Source organism: Sphingobacterium paramultivorum, from assembly GCF_014109745.1.
In the GTDB taxonomy this organism is placed as follows: Bacteria; Bacteroidota; Bacteroidia; order Sphingobacteriales; family Sphingobacteriaceae; genus Sphingobacterium; species Sphingobacterium paramultivorum.
In genome coordinates this window covers 6,240,209-6,253,576 of record NZ_CP058555.1, presented here as the reverse complement: position 1 = coordinate 6,253,576, position 13,368 = coordinate 6,240,209, and the positions used below count along the sequence as shown (strand labels likewise).

The following is a 13,368-nucleotide window of genomic DNA, read 5'->3' as shown; positions in this document are numbered from 1 at the left end:
GCATAAAAGTAGGGTATGTTTCTGAATTATCAAAATATTAAATAAAATTATTTACTTTGGAGCGTGAATAAAAAAACGACAATTTATGATATAGCCCGTGCGCTTGGAGTGACAGTCTCTACCGTATCGCGCGCATTGAATAATGTGCCTACGATCAGCGAGGCGACACGAAAACTGGTGCTCGACAAAGCAAAGGAATTGAATTACAGTGTCAATAAGTTGGCCTCTTCTCTTTCCTCGGGCAAGTCCAATACCATCGGTGTCATTGTTCCTACCATGCAAATTCATTTTTTTGCGGAAGCCGTGCATAGCATTGAAAAAGAGTTAAAAAAACACAACTACAGCCTATTGCTTTATCAATCGAATGAATCTTTTGAAGATGAAGTCAATGGCGTGAAGACTTTACTTGAAGCTCAGGTAGACGGCATCATTGCTTCGTTGTCGCTGGAGACGCAAGAAACCCAGCATTTTCAGGAAGTGATCAATCAGCGCAAATGCCTGGTTATTTTTGACCGTACCCATAAAGATATTCCTGCTCCTGTGGTCAAACTTGACGATTTTAAAGCAGGTTACCTTGCAACACAACACCTGCTCGAACAGGGTTACAAAAACATTGCCTTTATCACAACGGACAAAGAAATCGCTATTTTCCAGGATCGTTTCCATGGTTTCGAAGCGGCCTTAAAAGATGCGCAGATTTCCGCACGGGAAGACTTTATCATTCGCGGCGACTTATCCATTGAAGCCGGCATCAAAGGAACCGAACAGATTTTAAAATCTGCAATCCAACCGGACGCCTTTATTGGTGGTGATGACTTTACAGCTGTCGGGATTATACAGGCATTAAAAACTGCAAATATTGCCATTCCAGCCACAGGAGTGATCGGTTTTGCAAACCAGACCTTTTCTTCCTTTATCAGCCCTACGCTATCAAGTATTGATCAACAGGCCAACAAAATGGGGGAAGAATGTGCAAAACTCTTTCTGAAAATGGTTAAACAAAAAAGTCCGTACGAAGCAATCGAACAGATTGTTCTTGATCCCATATTGATAAAAAGAAAATCTACCAATAGAATAGACAAATAATCAGTACCTTTGCCTAAATTTGTTTAAATGCAAGCCCGGCAGAAATTTAGGATAATAAGCATCTGCTTATTATTTGTCATTCAGGCCCTTTTTTTAGTGGCCATCTTTGTAGAAAATACACATTCTTATATTGTATTGGCTTTTATCGGCCTATTGTCCTTACTGATTTTATACAGTTACCTCAGGTCGCCCATTCATCATCACAGGCATGAATATGAATCGATCAAAATTGCCCTTTGGGTACCTGTAGGAGCGATTGCATCCTACTATTTCAATCAGATCTTCGGCTTGGGCCCTGTATTGGGCGCTGCGCTGACAGGTACCATAGCCTCTTTCATTCCCAATATCAACAAAAATTCAACTTATCTGCCCCACCTCCCTGCAGCAATTTATTGCGGTGCATTTGTAGGAATGTCCAATGCGCAGGTGGCTCATGGATTCTCTTTTATTTTAGCCGCCAGTATTTTTACAGCGATCTTTCTGATTGTATCGAAAAGTCTATTGAATGGTGTCGGCGGTAAACTAGGCACATTGGCCTTTCTTGGTGTTTCATTGACATACCTGCTATTATATATTTTTAAGTAATATGGAAACATTCATTTTATACCTAGTTGGCATCATCGGGAGCACGGCGACATACTATGTCAACACCAAATTTCACCAAGGGGCAGTGCGCTCATCCGCAATGCTGACCTTACTTGTCGCAGGTTTCCTTCACTTCTTCCCACAAAGTGTTTCTCCTTATCTCGCACAGTACATCCCCCCTATTTTTATAGGCGCGTCATTTATAGGCATGGTCTCAAAAAACCAGTTATCAACCTATTTCGGTTTGGCTCTAGCTGGTGTTATTTTTACGACAATCCTGCTCAATACCAGTAAATTTTTTACTGGTTATGGCGGAGCCCTCGGCACTTCCGCCTGCATCGCTTTGTTGGTGGTACTAAGCATTCCTTATTTTAAATCACCACGGAAAATGACTGTTGGATTTCTTCAGCTCCGTAAAACAATCTTAAAAAAACAAGGAAAAGATTCAAAAAGACGAGTAGATTTGTTTAAATAAAAAGTATAACCACATGAAACCTTTATTTCTGATTTTTATTACCCATATCTTGTTCCTGAGCCATCTGAACGCTCAACAAGCAAAAATTAACATCGTAAATCAAGAACGCAACAGCAGCTACAGAGGCCTAAGCGTGGTCGATGATACAACTGTATGGGTAAGCGGAAGCAATGGTACCGTCGGGCTCAGCACCGATGCCGGAAAAAACTGGCAGTGGGTCAATCCAATTGGCTACGAAAAAACAGATTTTAGGGATATCGAAGCATTTGATGAGAATGAAGCCTTAATTATTTCGGCAGGTTCCCCTGCCATCATCTTAAGTACCCATGACGGCGGTCGAAGCTGGAAAGAAGTATTCATAGATAAGCGACCCGAAATATTTTATGACGGTTTTGCTTTTACACCAAAAGGGGTCGGCATTGCCTTTGGCGACGCCATTCAGGGGAAAATGCCACTATTAAAAAGCATCGATTTCGGAAGGTCCTGGAAAGATATATCCGCGAATATGAAATTTACAATTACCGAAGGAGAGGCTGGTTTTGCGGCCAGTGGAACATCCATATACTGCGATAATAAAGGGACATACTGGATTGCCACCGGTGGAACAATCGCCAATATCTACAGCAGCAAAGATCAGGGGGACACATGGCAACGTTACAGCTGCCCCATCATTCAGGGAAAAAATAGCACCGGCCCATTCTCCGTAGCATTTTACTCGTCGAAAACGGGCATTGTAGTCGGTGGCGATTACAAAGAGGATAAAAACAAAGAAAAAAATAGCCTACTAACCAACGATGGCGGTAAAACATGGTTTGCACCAGAAACAGCTCCCGCTGGCTTTAAGTCGGCCGTTATTTATCTTTCCAAAAAACAGCTGATCAGCACGGGTACCTCGGGTACAGACCTCTCGAATGACGGCGGAAAAAACTGGACGTCTATCGGAAAGGAAAGCTTCAATGCCGTACAAAAGCCAAAAAAAGGCCGAGCGATATTTTTAGTGGGCGATAAAGGAAAAATAGCGAATTTAGCATTATAAGCTAAATTCGCTATTTTTTGCACCTCTGCACGCTATTTCTTACAACACTGGCGCACTATTTTTTACAACACTGGAGTTAGGTTTCGACGAGCAAAAAACCGAGACATAATCGTTTATAAACAACTACTTGCGCGACAAACGCGATTCTTCCAAATCCAGGGAATATTCCATCTCTTTAATGACATCACTGTCAAAAGCCTTGCTTTCCTTGATCTTGTACAGGCCGTCACGACGTAGCGCCAAAAGTTCCAACATAATTTTATTATAGAGCCCCCTTACTGCAGAAAGCTGTGCACGTGTGTCTTCTTCCTTCGCTCGTTCGGATGCATTTACGCTCCGGATGATCTGCTCTTTAACACGGGCAATTGTCTCATGCTCCAGCATTTCCTTTGCGTAATGTTTATCGAGATACGCAATAGATTCTTTGCCAAGACGTACCCGAATCTCATCGATTTGCTCTTCCATTGAAGCTTGCTCATCGACCTCTTCAATTTTTATCAATTTAATCAACAAAGGCAATGTAAGCCCCTGAAAAACAAGCGTCACTAAAATAACCACAAACGTAATGAACAAAATCAGATTTCGGTGTGGGAAGGCCGTTCCATCATATAACGTCAATGGTATTGCTAATGCTGATGCCAAAGAAACCACTCCGCGCATACCGGCCCATCCAACGACCAGGGGCAATTTCCATCCTGGACTCTTTTCCTTGATGCGGACCCGTTTGAATAATATCCTGGGAACAAAAGCCGAAAGATAAACGGCGATTAATCGCAAAACAATAACAATTACACAGATCGCCAATGCATAATCAATAGCTTCCTCCATGGAGTATTCCCCCAAACCATTGATGATCACCGGAAGTTCAAGTCCAATTAAAATAAAGACAAATCCATTTAAGAGAAAGCCCACTGTCGCCCAAACCTCTTTCGTTTGGATACGCGTATGATAGTTGAGGTAATCCCCTGCCCGGAAAGAAAGAAACAATCCGCCACTAACCACGGCCAAGACCCCCGACCACTCAAAATGCTCCGCAACAATATACATCAGGTAAGGCGCAATGAGCGTTATGGGTGTTGAAATGCTCGACGACTTAGCTACATAACGTAAGAATATATAGAGGATGTGACCGATGACGAGACCAACGACAACACCCATGATCGATAACATCAGAAACTGCGTCGTCGCAGTGCTCATCACAAACTGGCCGGTAAGTATGGCAATAGATGCAAATCTAAATACCGTCAATGAGGCCGCATCATTCACCAGGCTTTCCCCTTCCAATATCGCAATTCCACGTTTAGGAATACTTACCCCTTTCAGGACAGAACTAGCAGCCACGGCATCTGGGGGAGAAATAATCCCACCCAGTAAAAAGCCCAGCGCCAAGGTAAATCCCGGAATAATACTGACCGAAAAGTAGGCAATCGCCAGCGATGTGAAGAAGACCAAACCAAAGCCCATGATAAAAATAGACCGTCGCCACTTCAGAAAGTTCCCCCAATTGGTATACCAGGCCGCTTCAAAAAGCAAGGGTGGCAAAAATACCATAAACACGATATCGGGATCAACACTTATGACAGGTGCCCCGGGGATCAACGAGATCACCAGTCCGCCAATAACCAACAGAATGGGGTAAGAGATCTTGAGGCGTTGACTCAGCACAAATAACATGGCCATAAAGAAAAACAGCACCATAACCAATAACAGGTTACTGTGAATTTTCTGACCTGCCTTTCCACCTACGGCCGCTTTCACATCCGCATAAGGTGCCGACATGGACATACTGTATTGACGAAGCTTCCATTCATTGTCCAGCTTAGTTAATACGCCCACGCCACGAAAGGACTTGGTATTGATCTTAAACGTTTCATCAAACCAGGCCGTCGTACTATCGGCATTAAAACTGATATGCCGCTTGTCATAGGTGTAAGTCCAAGCATTTTTTGGATTGAAATATTGATCGCTGAACTTCTCCGCATGGGCTTTATCCCACCTTTCATCATGATCGGGACCCAAAATAACTCCATCCGAAGCAATAACATTCAAAAATGGGCCATATTTTACCTCACCCGAAGTTTTGTGCCAACGATCCAGTAGCCCATTGATTTCGTCCATAGGCTGCTGCGCACTTGTCGGAAAGACAAATAAGATTAAACTAAGAAAACAATACGTACCTAAAATGATCTTTCTAATCATACATTATAAAACTTCGTAATAGCTAAGACAATCCTCTTCCGATGAGATCAGTCTTAAAACAAAAAGCTGCATATGCAGCTTCTTGTCTTTATTTAATTATTTCTTCAATTTCGCGGATAATCTTCTGCGCGATCTGCTCAGCAGCTTCTGGCGAAGGTCCCTCCGAGTAAATCCGAATAATCGGTTCGGTATTCGATTTACGCAAATGCACCCATTCATTTTCAAAGTCTATTTTCAAGCCATCGATTGTTGAATGATCTTCATTTTTATATTTTTCCTCCATTTTGGCCAATAGGTTATCAATGTCCAATTCCGGAGTCAGCGTAATTTTGTTTTTTGACATAAAGTACTGCGGTAAAGAGGCGCGGTATTCGGAAGCTTTTTTACCAAGTTTAGCCAAATGTGTCAAGAAGATAGCCACGCCTACTAGCGCATCACGGCCATAATGAGATGCCGGATAAATAACACCACCGTTTCCTTCTCCGCCAATTACCGCATCGACTTCCTTCATCTTTGTAACCACGTTGACTTCACCAACAGCAGCGGCATAATATTCGCCACCATGTGCTTTAGTCACATCACGCAGTGCGCGTGTGGAAGATAAATTAGAAACTGTATTTCCTTTTTTATGCTGCAATAAGTAGTCCGCTACTGCCACTAAGGTATATTCTTCACCAAATAACTCACCATCTTCCATCATAAAGACCAATCGATCTACATCTGGATCTACAGCAATCCCCAAATCCGCTTTGTTTTCAATAACTGCAGCCGATAGATCTGTCAAATTCTCTTTTAATGGTTCGGGATTATGCGGAAACTGACCATTCGGCTCACAATGGATTTTATAGATTGTCTGCACACCAAGCGCATCCAATAAGGCAGGTATAAATGTACCACCTGTACTGTTAACAGCATCCAAAGCAACTTTAAAATTAGCGGCTTTAATAGCTTCCTTATCAACATATTCCAACGCCAATACAGCGTCTACATGTTTCTGTAAATAGGAATAATCTTTATGAACCTGTCCTAATGCTTCAACTTCGGAAAAATCAAAGTCTAAGGATTCACCAAGTGCCAATACTTCTTGCCCTTCGGCATCTGAAATAAATTCGCCCTTTGCATTCAATAACTTTAGCGCGTTCCATTGACCTGGATTGTGTGAAGCAGTCAAAATAATACCACCAGCAGCTTTTTCCATAGGTACGGCAATCTCTACCGTCGGCGTTGTTGAAAGACCTAAATCAACCACATCAACACCGATGCTTTGCAGGGTTCCAATCACCAAATTACTTACCATCTCACCAGAAACACGCGCATCTCTTCCAACAACAATTTTTTTGATACCACTCTGCTTGACAATTATTTTGCCATAAGCAGCCGTAAACTTAACGATATCTATCGGGGTAAGTGCCTCTCCAGCACGCCCGCCTATCGTACCTCGTATTCCTGATATTGATTTAATTAAAGTCATTTCTTTTGAATTGATTAACGTGTAAATTTAGCACAATGGCAATAAAATATCGAATTAAAATTATAATTAATGAATATTTAACGTATATTTGTTGCAACAAAGTTGTTTTTAAAAGAAACAACCGTTTGCAATGAAATTATTTTTACTTTTGAAAAGTGAGTTTTTAAAGTTTGGGAATTTCATTGTCATCAGCAACATTTATGATTCAACAATTAGTACACATCGATCAAGAGATTTTTCTGGCCATTAATCAGGGCTTGAGTAACCCCGTATTTGATTGGTTATTGCCTATATTACGCAATCCATACACTTGGGCCCCCTTGTATTTATTTCTGATCATATTTTTCATAAAGACCTATGGAAAAACGGGAATTCTAATTGTTGCCATGACCTTGGTTACCTTCGGAATTTCCGATGGTATATCATCTCATTTGATCAAAAAGACTGTAAAAAGGATTAGACCATGTAACGACGTGGAGTTTAAAGAAAATGTCAACATCCGGGTGCGATGTGGCTCAGGCTTTAGCTTTACCTCCTCTCATGCGGCCAATCATTTTTCCCTTGCTTTTTTTTGGATTGTACTTTTCCGGAGAAGATGGAAACATGCGCTTTGGCTTTGTATTACCTGGGCAACGCTAATTTCAGTCTCTCAAATTTATGTTGGTGTCCATTACCCGTTTGATGTCTTCTGTGGTTCAGCCTTAGGTATCCTGGTTGGATTGGCAACAGGCTACTTATTCAAACGGTTTGTGCCTAGCTTTTTTAAAACTGAACACGTATAATGAATTCAATTTTATTGATTTTAATTTTATTCATACCTGCATTTGCAAGTGGAATTGCTGTATTTTTTGTACAAAAGAAAGGAACCAGTTTCCTTAAACTCATCCTTTCTTTCAGTGGAGCCTATTTATTCTCTATTACGGTACTGCACCTCATTCCGCATGTCTATCAGTCTAACAATACTTCACCTGAGGTATTGGGTATTTATGTGCTTGCTGGATTTCTTTTCCAGCTCTTTCTTGAACAGTTCTCCCAAGGGATCGAGCATGGCCATATCCATACCGACAATGATCACGACCACCACAATCATCATTTTCCAATAGGTATTATGTTCAGTCTATGTCTTCATGCTTTCCTTGAGGGCATGCCACTTGCAGCAACACATCAGACTGAACTTGCACTAGGCATATCCATCCACCACATTCCGGCGGCATTTGCATTGGGAAGTATTCTAATAAGCACGCATTTAAAGAAAAACACCATCCTCATTACATTAGCTTTATTTGCGGCAATGACCCCTTTTGGTTTTTTGCTGAGCAAAGCCATCAGTGCAGGTGAAGTAGGCAATATCCAGCAATATTTTGATAAAATCATGGCCGTGGTTATTGGTATCTTCTTGCACATATCGACAACGATACTTTTTGAATCGGGCTCAATTGACCATCATAAATTCAATAAAAAGAAAATGATTGCTGTGATAGCCGGTGTTGCTATTGCACTCGGAAGTTTCTTATTTGTCGGAGAACATGATCATGGGCACGATCAGCATCAACAACCGCATGATCATGAACATCATGACCATGCGCATTAATTTTTTTAGCCGCGAAGTTTATCCAGCAGTGCACTTAAAGTCATTGCCTCTTCTTCGCTAATTCGATCGGGTAAAAGATCCTTCATCAGCATATCCTCATCTAAACTCTTAAGAATCTCGAGACCCTTCTCAGTGATAACCAAATCCACTGCCCTTTTATCACCCCCCGATTGACAACGTGAAACCAATTCTTTGGAAACCATGCGATCAATCATACGCGAAATATCCGGTGTAGTGCTCAACATTCTTGATTTAATCAGATTATTGGTTGCAGGCTTGGGATACTGCCCTCTCAATATGCGCAAGACATTAAACTGTTTCAAAGTGATTCCTTCTTTGGCAGCACGCTGTTCAAGCTCATTGTTAATCCAATTGTACGTGTATAGAATATTTACCGTACAACGATGCCATTCATTGCTGAATTTACTTACTTTGATTTCGTCCTCAATCTTCATTCTGGTTGATAATTAATCGTTCTGAATAGTAAAGATAGCTGTTTTTTACTAAATACATAACTATGACATTAGAATCATTCTAAATGGTAGAAATTCTGTATATTTGAAGAATTCAAAAAAACAGGCAGATGCGTAATAGAACTAGCTTAGATAAGCTAAAAAAAGGGGAAAAAGCGGTAATTATAGATTTTGATTCACACGAAATTCCAGCTAAATTTTTCGAATTGGGGTTTATTCCCGGTACTGAAGTAGAGGTGAAACATATCGCACCTTTGGACGGTCCCATATGTCTAAATATTAGTGCTAATAACGCCTTAATTGCTATCCGCAAATCAGAAGCCAAAGTCATCCTTATTGATCAGAAATAATGAATAACCCGATTATTGCACTTTTGGGTAATCCAAATGTGGGTAAAACATCTCTATTTAACCGGATTACAAAATTAAATCAGAAAGTAGGAAATTATCCCGGTATTACGGTCGAAAAACGTGAGGGGCAAGTTAAAGCCAACAACAAAGTTTATCGCATTATTGATTTACCGGGCACATATACCCTGTTCCCAAGTTCATTGGACGAAGAAGTTGTTTTCAACACTTTAGTCAATAAAGAAAGTAGTTTCAGACCAAACCTTGTCGTTGTCGTCGCCGAACCTACGAACCTAAAACGATCTATTATTCTTTATCAACAAGCCCGGGAACTCGGTCTGCCGGCCATCTTTGTCATCAATATGATCGATGAAGCCAAAGAAAAGGGAATTACAATCGATGTTCAGAAACTTGAACACCTATTAAATACAAAAGTATACGAAACCAATGCACGTACGGGGCAAGGTATCGATCAGTTGATCAAAAACTTTGATGCTGTTCCGCCCATGTATATCAGCAAATTCAGTCTACCAACGGAAGCTGATGCGGCATTAGAGGAAACTAAACGTCTTTTTCCATTAGATACGGAATACCATACCTGGCAATACCTGGCCAAAGGCGAAGTATCTTTTTTATCGAAGGAAAAAAATCAGGCTATTCAGCAAATACGTGAAAAATATCAATTGCGGGCCGAAAAGCTGCAAAAAGACGAAGCCATACTGCGTAGTAAATCCTTAGATAGCAGCCTTGCTGAAATCTATGTAAAGGATGAATCCTCAAATAAAAACAAAACCAATATGATTGATAGCATCCTGCTTCACCCAATCTTTGGTTATGTCATCTTCTTTGGTATCCTCTTTTTAATCTTCCAAGCAATTTATACCTGGTCTGGACCAGCCATGGATTTTATCGATGGTTTATTTGGTGATCTTGCAGCCTATACGCAAACAGCACTTCCTGCAGGACCTCTGACCGATTTGCTTAGCAATGGTATTATCAAAGGTATTGGCGGGATTGTAATCTTCATCCCACAGATCGTTATTTTATACATCTTTATCTCGATCATGGAAGAAACGGGCTATATGAGCCGTGTTGTTTTCCTGATGGACCGCTGGCTTCGTCCCTTTGGTCTGAATGGAAAATCAGTGATTCCATTGATTTCGGGCGTAGCCTGTGCTGTTCCTGCGGTCATGTCTGCACGTAACATCGAAAATAGCAAAGAAAGACTGGTCACTATTCTGGTAACGCCTTTTATGACCTGCTCAGCACGACTTCCTATTTATATCGTTCTGATCGGACTGGTGATACCGGACACGAAATTAGGAGGATTTCAAATACAAGGTATTGTATTGTTTGTGATGTACCTGCTTGGCATATTCGCAGCTTTGCTATCCGCGATTATCCTGACCAAAGTCATCAAATCAAAACACAAATCATTTCTCATCTTTGAACTCCCCACCTATAAGACTCCAGATTGGAAAAATGTAGCCTTAAATGTTTGGGAAAAAGCATCAAGCTTTGTCTTCGGCGCAGGTAAAATTATTTTAGCCATTTCCGTTATACTCTGGGCATTAGGTAGTTTTGGTCCAAACGACAAATTTAGCCAAGCAGAAGAATATGTAACAAAAAATAACCCCAACCTGTCCGAAGCAGATTTGGAGCATGAAGTTTCATCTTATCGTCTGGAACACTCCTTCCTTGGTTATCTTGGCATGGCTATTGAACCTGTTGTTGAACCATTGGGCTATGACTGGAAGATGGGTATAGGTCTTATTTCCTCTTTTGCTGCCCGTGAAGTATTTGTTGGCACAATGGCCACCGTGTATAGCCTTGGTGACGAAGTGGATATCGAAGATGAAGCATCTAAAACAACGGTATTAGGCAAAATGAAAAGCGAAATTAACCGGAATACCGGTTTACCGGCTTACAATTTAGCTTCCGGTGTATCCTTATTACTGTTCTATGCTTTTGCTATGCAATGTATGAGTACAATTGCGGCAGTAAAAAGGGAAACAGGTTCGTGGAAATGGACTTTAATACAGCTTGGCTTTATGACAGGTTTGGCCTATTTCAGTGCCTTAATTGCTTATCAACTTTTAAAATAAAAAGCTATGGATAATTTAACAGTACAATATCTCATCGTAGGAATTCTCGTTTTGGCGGCTGTATGGTATGTCGTTAAAAATGTCCGAAAATCATTGAAGGGCAAGTCGAGCTGCTCAAAAGGCTGTGGATGCGACTGCAGCGTAGAAAAAACACAAAAAGCAAATTAATTTATCTTTTTGAGTAGCATTTGCAAATAAGATTTCGTTATTAGCTAGAGTGGCCAAAAATCACACTAGCTACTAATTCATAAAGCGCCGTATTTTCAAATTACGGCGCTTTCTATTTCTTAGCCAAAAACATGGTTATCGCCATTGTTTATAAAAAATAACGAAATACATTAAAAGCACAACAGAATGTGCACAAATACCTAAGTGTTTTGTTAACTTTATGCGCTTAGGGCAAAAGATGCACTGGGAGCCACTATATTCGTCGGCACATCATACAGCGGCAGCAATTTTGACCAATTCGATTCTGGTACGGAGTAAAGTCTTCATAGGTTTCCCCTGCCAAGGATCGGTCAACACAGACTAGTAACCGTATTAACCATACACATGGAGAAACAGAACAATAAGGAAGAATTAAAAAGAGGACTTCAAAATAGACATATTCAATTAATTGCCCTGGGTGGTGCAATTGGTACAGGCTTATTTCTAGGTATCGGAAAGGCTGCCACACTAGCTGGGCCGGCAGTTATACTCGGCTATGCTTTCGCTGGAATTATTGCTTTTTTTATTATGCGCCAATTGGGCGAGATGGTCGTTGAGGAACCTGTTTCAGGAAGTTTTAGCTACTTCGCCAACAAATATTGGGGTTCTTTTGCAGGTTATGCTTCGGGCTGGAACTATTGGGTCCTGTATATCTTGGTGAGCATGGCCGAACTCACAGCAATAGGTGTTTATGTGCAGTTCTGGTGGCCAGAAATACCCTTATGGGCATCAAGTTTATTTTTCTTCTTTGCAATCAACGCCCTTAATCTTGCCTCTGTCAAAATTTATGGCGAGACGGAATTTTGGTTTTCCATTATTAAGGTTATTGCGATCATCGCAATGATAGTTTTCGGTGTATACTTACTGGTAAGCGGTACTGGAGGTGAGCAGGCAAGTCTCAGCAACCTGACTTCACATGGCGGTTTTTTCCCAAAAGGCTGGTTTAATGAAACATCGGATGGCAATTTTGAAGGTCTCCTTTCGGCCATGGCATTGATTATGTTTTCTTTCGGTGGCCTAGAGTTGGTTGGTATTACTGCTGCAGAAGCCGAACATCCCGAAAAGAACATCCCCAAAGCGACCAACCAGGTGATCTATCGGATCTTGATCTTTTATGTAGGTGCACTCATTATTCTTTTCTCTTTGACACCGTGGACGAATATCACCGCCGATACAAGTCCCTTTGTACTGGTATTTGACAAACTTAATGGATTTGAATTTACCCTCTTTGGAAAGACTTTCTATTTCACAAAAATTATCGCAAATGCACTAAATCTCATTGTCCTTACCGCCGCATTATCGGTATATAATAGTAGCGTGTACAGCAACAGCAGAATGCTATATGGACTGGCAGAACAGGGGAATGCCCCTCGTTTTCTTTCGAAACTCAACAAGAATCATGCGCCTATTAACGCAATTTTGGTCTCGGCACTGTTCGCTGCGATCTGTGTATTTATCAACTATGTTGCGCCGAAAAATGCCTTGGAGATCTTGATGTCGCTTGTGGTATCTTCACTGATTATAAACTGGGTCATGATTTCCATTACACATTTGTATTTCAGAAAGAATAAACTCGATGCCCACTTGCGGACCAAGTTCCCATCCTTTCTATATCCCCTAAGTAATTATATCTGTCTGATCTTTTTGATCGCTGTACTTGGCATCATGTGGATAACAGGAATGAAACTTCCGGTAGAATTGATCCCTGCTTGGCTTATATTACTCTATGTAAGTTATGTTTTGATCAAAAGAAAGAAATCTTAGTTTATTGAACCTCGATCTTATCAATAAAA

General features: G+C 40.9%; 13 protein-coding genes. 10 read left to right on the top strand and 3 right to left on the bottom strand.

Annotated elements, in window-relative coordinates:
* Window positions 1-63 precede the first annotated feature (63 nt).
* The 4 genes from HS960_RS26010 (at window position 64) to HS960_RS25995 (ending at window position 3,182) form a co-directional block, all read left to right on the top strand.
* Window positions 64-1,086, top strand: a complete 1,023-nt coding sequence (locus HS960_RS26010; RefSeq protein ID WP_182330845.1) for a LacI family DNA-binding transcriptional regulator — start codon at window positions 64-66, stop codon at window positions 1,084-1,086.
* A gap of 96 nt (window positions 1,087-1,182) precedes the next feature.
* Window positions 1,183-1,671 carry a hypothetical protein gene (locus HS960_RS26005; protein WP_228280124.1) on the top strand — a complete coding sequence of 163 codons (489 nt, stop codon included), beginning with the start codon at window positions 1,183-1,185 and terminating at the stop codon, window positions 1,669-1,671.
* Between the two features lies 1 nt (window position 1,672).
* Window positions 1,673-2,146, top strand: coding sequence for a hypothetical protein (locus tag HS960_RS26000; protein ID WP_182330844.1), 474 nt, complete (start codon window positions 1,673-1,675; stop codon window positions 2,144-2,146).
* A gap of 13 nt (window positions 2,147-2,159) precedes the next feature.
* Entirely contained in the window at window positions 2,160-3,182 is a 1,023-nt protein-coding gene (locus HS960_RS25995; protein ID WP_182330843.1) for a WD40/YVTN/BNR-like repeat-containing protein, read from the top strand.
* A gap of 123 nt (window positions 3,183-3,305) precedes the next feature.
* Here HS960_RS25995 and HS960_RS25990 read toward each other — a convergent pair whose 3' ends face one another.
* Both HS960_RS25990 and glmM read right to left on the bottom strand, forming a co-directional pair.
* A complete protein-coding gene (locus tag HS960_RS25990; RefSeq protein WP_153845162.1) occupies window positions 3,306-5,381 on the bottom strand; it encodes a Na+/H+ antiporter in 2,076 nt (691 codons plus the stop codon).
* Between the two features lie 88 nt (window positions 5,382-5,469).
* Entirely contained in the window at window positions 5,470-6,852 is a 1,383-nt protein-coding gene (gene glmM / locus HS960_RS25985) for a phosphoglucosamine mutase (RefSeq protein WP_153845161.1), read from the bottom strand.
* Window positions 6,853-7,052: 200 nt separating this feature from the next.
* Here glmM and HS960_RS25980 point away from each other — a divergent pair, with 200 nt between their 5' ends.
* Together HS960_RS25980 and HS960_RS25975 are read left to right on the top strand one after the other, a co-directional pair.
* On the top strand, window positions 7,053-7,634 hold the full coding sequence (locus HS960_RS25980) for a phosphatase PAP2 family protein (RefSeq protein WP_182330842.1): 582 nt from the start codon (window positions 7,053-7,055) through the stop codon (window positions 7,632-7,634).
* The gene (locus HS960_RS25975; protein ID WP_182330841.1) at window positions 7,634-8,443 is read left to right on the top strand and encodes a ZIP family metal transporter; all 810 of its coding nucleotides are present in this window, start codon (window positions 7,634-7,636) and stop codon (window positions 8,441-8,443) included. The genes HS960_RS25980 and HS960_RS25975 overlap by 1 nt, the downstream gene beginning before the upstream one ends.
* A gap of 5 nt (window positions 8,444-8,448) precedes the next feature.
* Here the strand turns inward: HS960_RS25975 and HS960_RS25970 are convergent, their stop codons facing one another.
* Window positions 8,449-8,898: a MarR family winged helix-turn-helix transcriptional regulator gene (locus HS960_RS25970; protein WP_075993915.1), complete on the bottom strand. Its 450-nt coding sequence runs from the start codon at window positions 8,896-8,898 to the stop codon at window positions 8,449-8,451.
* A gap of 128 nt (window positions 8,899-9,026) precedes the next feature.
* Between HS960_RS25970 and HS960_RS25965 the strand changes: the two genes are divergently transcribed.
* The 4 genes from HS960_RS25965 to HS960_RS25950 all read left to right on the top strand — a co-directional run bounded on the left by HS960_RS25965 (window position 9,027) and on the right by HS960_RS25950 (window position 13,339).
* The gene (locus tag HS960_RS25965; RefSeq protein WP_046672175.1) at window positions 9,027-9,266 is read left to right on the top strand and encodes a FeoA family protein; all 240 of its coding nucleotides are present in this window, start codon (window positions 9,027-9,029) and stop codon (window positions 9,264-9,266) included.
* Window positions 9,266-11,368, top strand: coding sequence for a ferrous iron transport protein B (feoB, locus tag HS960_RS25960; RefSeq protein WP_182330840.1), 2,103 nt, complete (start codon window positions 9,266-9,268; stop codon window positions 11,366-11,368). The genes HS960_RS25965 and feoB overlap by 1 nt, the downstream gene beginning before the upstream one ends.
* A gap of 6 nt (window positions 11,369-11,374) precedes the next feature.
* The gene (locus HS960_RS25955) at window positions 11,375-11,536 is read left to right on the top strand and encodes a FeoB-associated Cys-rich membrane protein (protein ID WP_075993917.1); all 162 of its coding nucleotides are present in this window, start codon (window positions 11,375-11,377) and stop codon (window positions 11,534-11,536) included.
* Window positions 11,537-11,920: 384 nt separating this feature from the next.
* The gene (locus HS960_RS25950) at window positions 11,921-13,339 is read left to right on the top strand and encodes an amino acid permease (RefSeq protein ID WP_120336228.1); all 1,419 of its coding nucleotides are present in this window, start codon (window positions 11,921-11,923) and stop codon (window positions 13,337-13,339) included.
* Window positions 13,340-13,368: the final 29 nt, after the last annotated feature.

Bases quoted from the DNA above. Each gene is read 5' to 3' on its own strand.
- HS960_RS25950 (WP_120336228.1), top strand. From the start codon at position 11,921: ATGGAGAAACAGAACAATAAGGAAGAATTAAAAAGAGGACTTCAAAAT.
- HS960_RS25970 (WP_075993915.1), bottom strand. From the start codon at position 8,898: ATGAAGATTGAGGACGAAATCAAAGTAAGTAAATTCAGCAATGAATGG.
- HS960_RS25965 (WP_046672175.1), top strand. From the start codon at position 9,027: ATGCGTAATAGAACTAGCTTAGATAAGCTAAAAAAAGGGGAAAAAGCG.
- HS960_RS26000 (WP_182330844.1), top strand. From the start codon at position 1,673: ATGGAAACATTCATTTTATACCTAGTTGGCATCATCGGGAGCACGGCG.
- HS960_RS25955 (WP_075993917.1), top strand. From the start codon at position 11,375: ATGGATAATTTAACAGTACAATATCTCATCGTAGGAATTCTCGTTTTG.
- HS960_RS25975 (WP_182330841.1), top strand. From the start codon at position 7,634: ATGAATTCAATTTTATTGATTTTAATTTTATTCATACCTGCATTTGCA.
- HS960_RS25980 (WP_182330842.1), top strand. From the start codon at position 7,053: ATGATTCAACAATTAGTACACATCGATCAAGAGATTTTTCTGGCCATT.
- glmM (WP_153845161.1), bottom strand. From the start codon at position 6,852: ATGACTTTAATTAAATCAATATCAGGAATACGAGGTACGATAGGCGGG.
- feoB (WP_182330840.1), top strand. From the start codon at position 9,266: ATGAATAACCCGATTATTGCACTTTTGGGTAATCCAAATGTGGGTAAA.
- HS960_RS25990 (WP_153845162.1), bottom strand. From the start codon at position 5,381: ATGATTAGAAAGATCATTTTAGGTACGTATTGTTTTCTTAGTTTAATC.
- HS960_RS25995 (WP_182330843.1), top strand. From the start codon at position 2,160: ATGAAACCTTTATTTCTGATTTTTATTACCCATATCTTGTTCCTGAGC.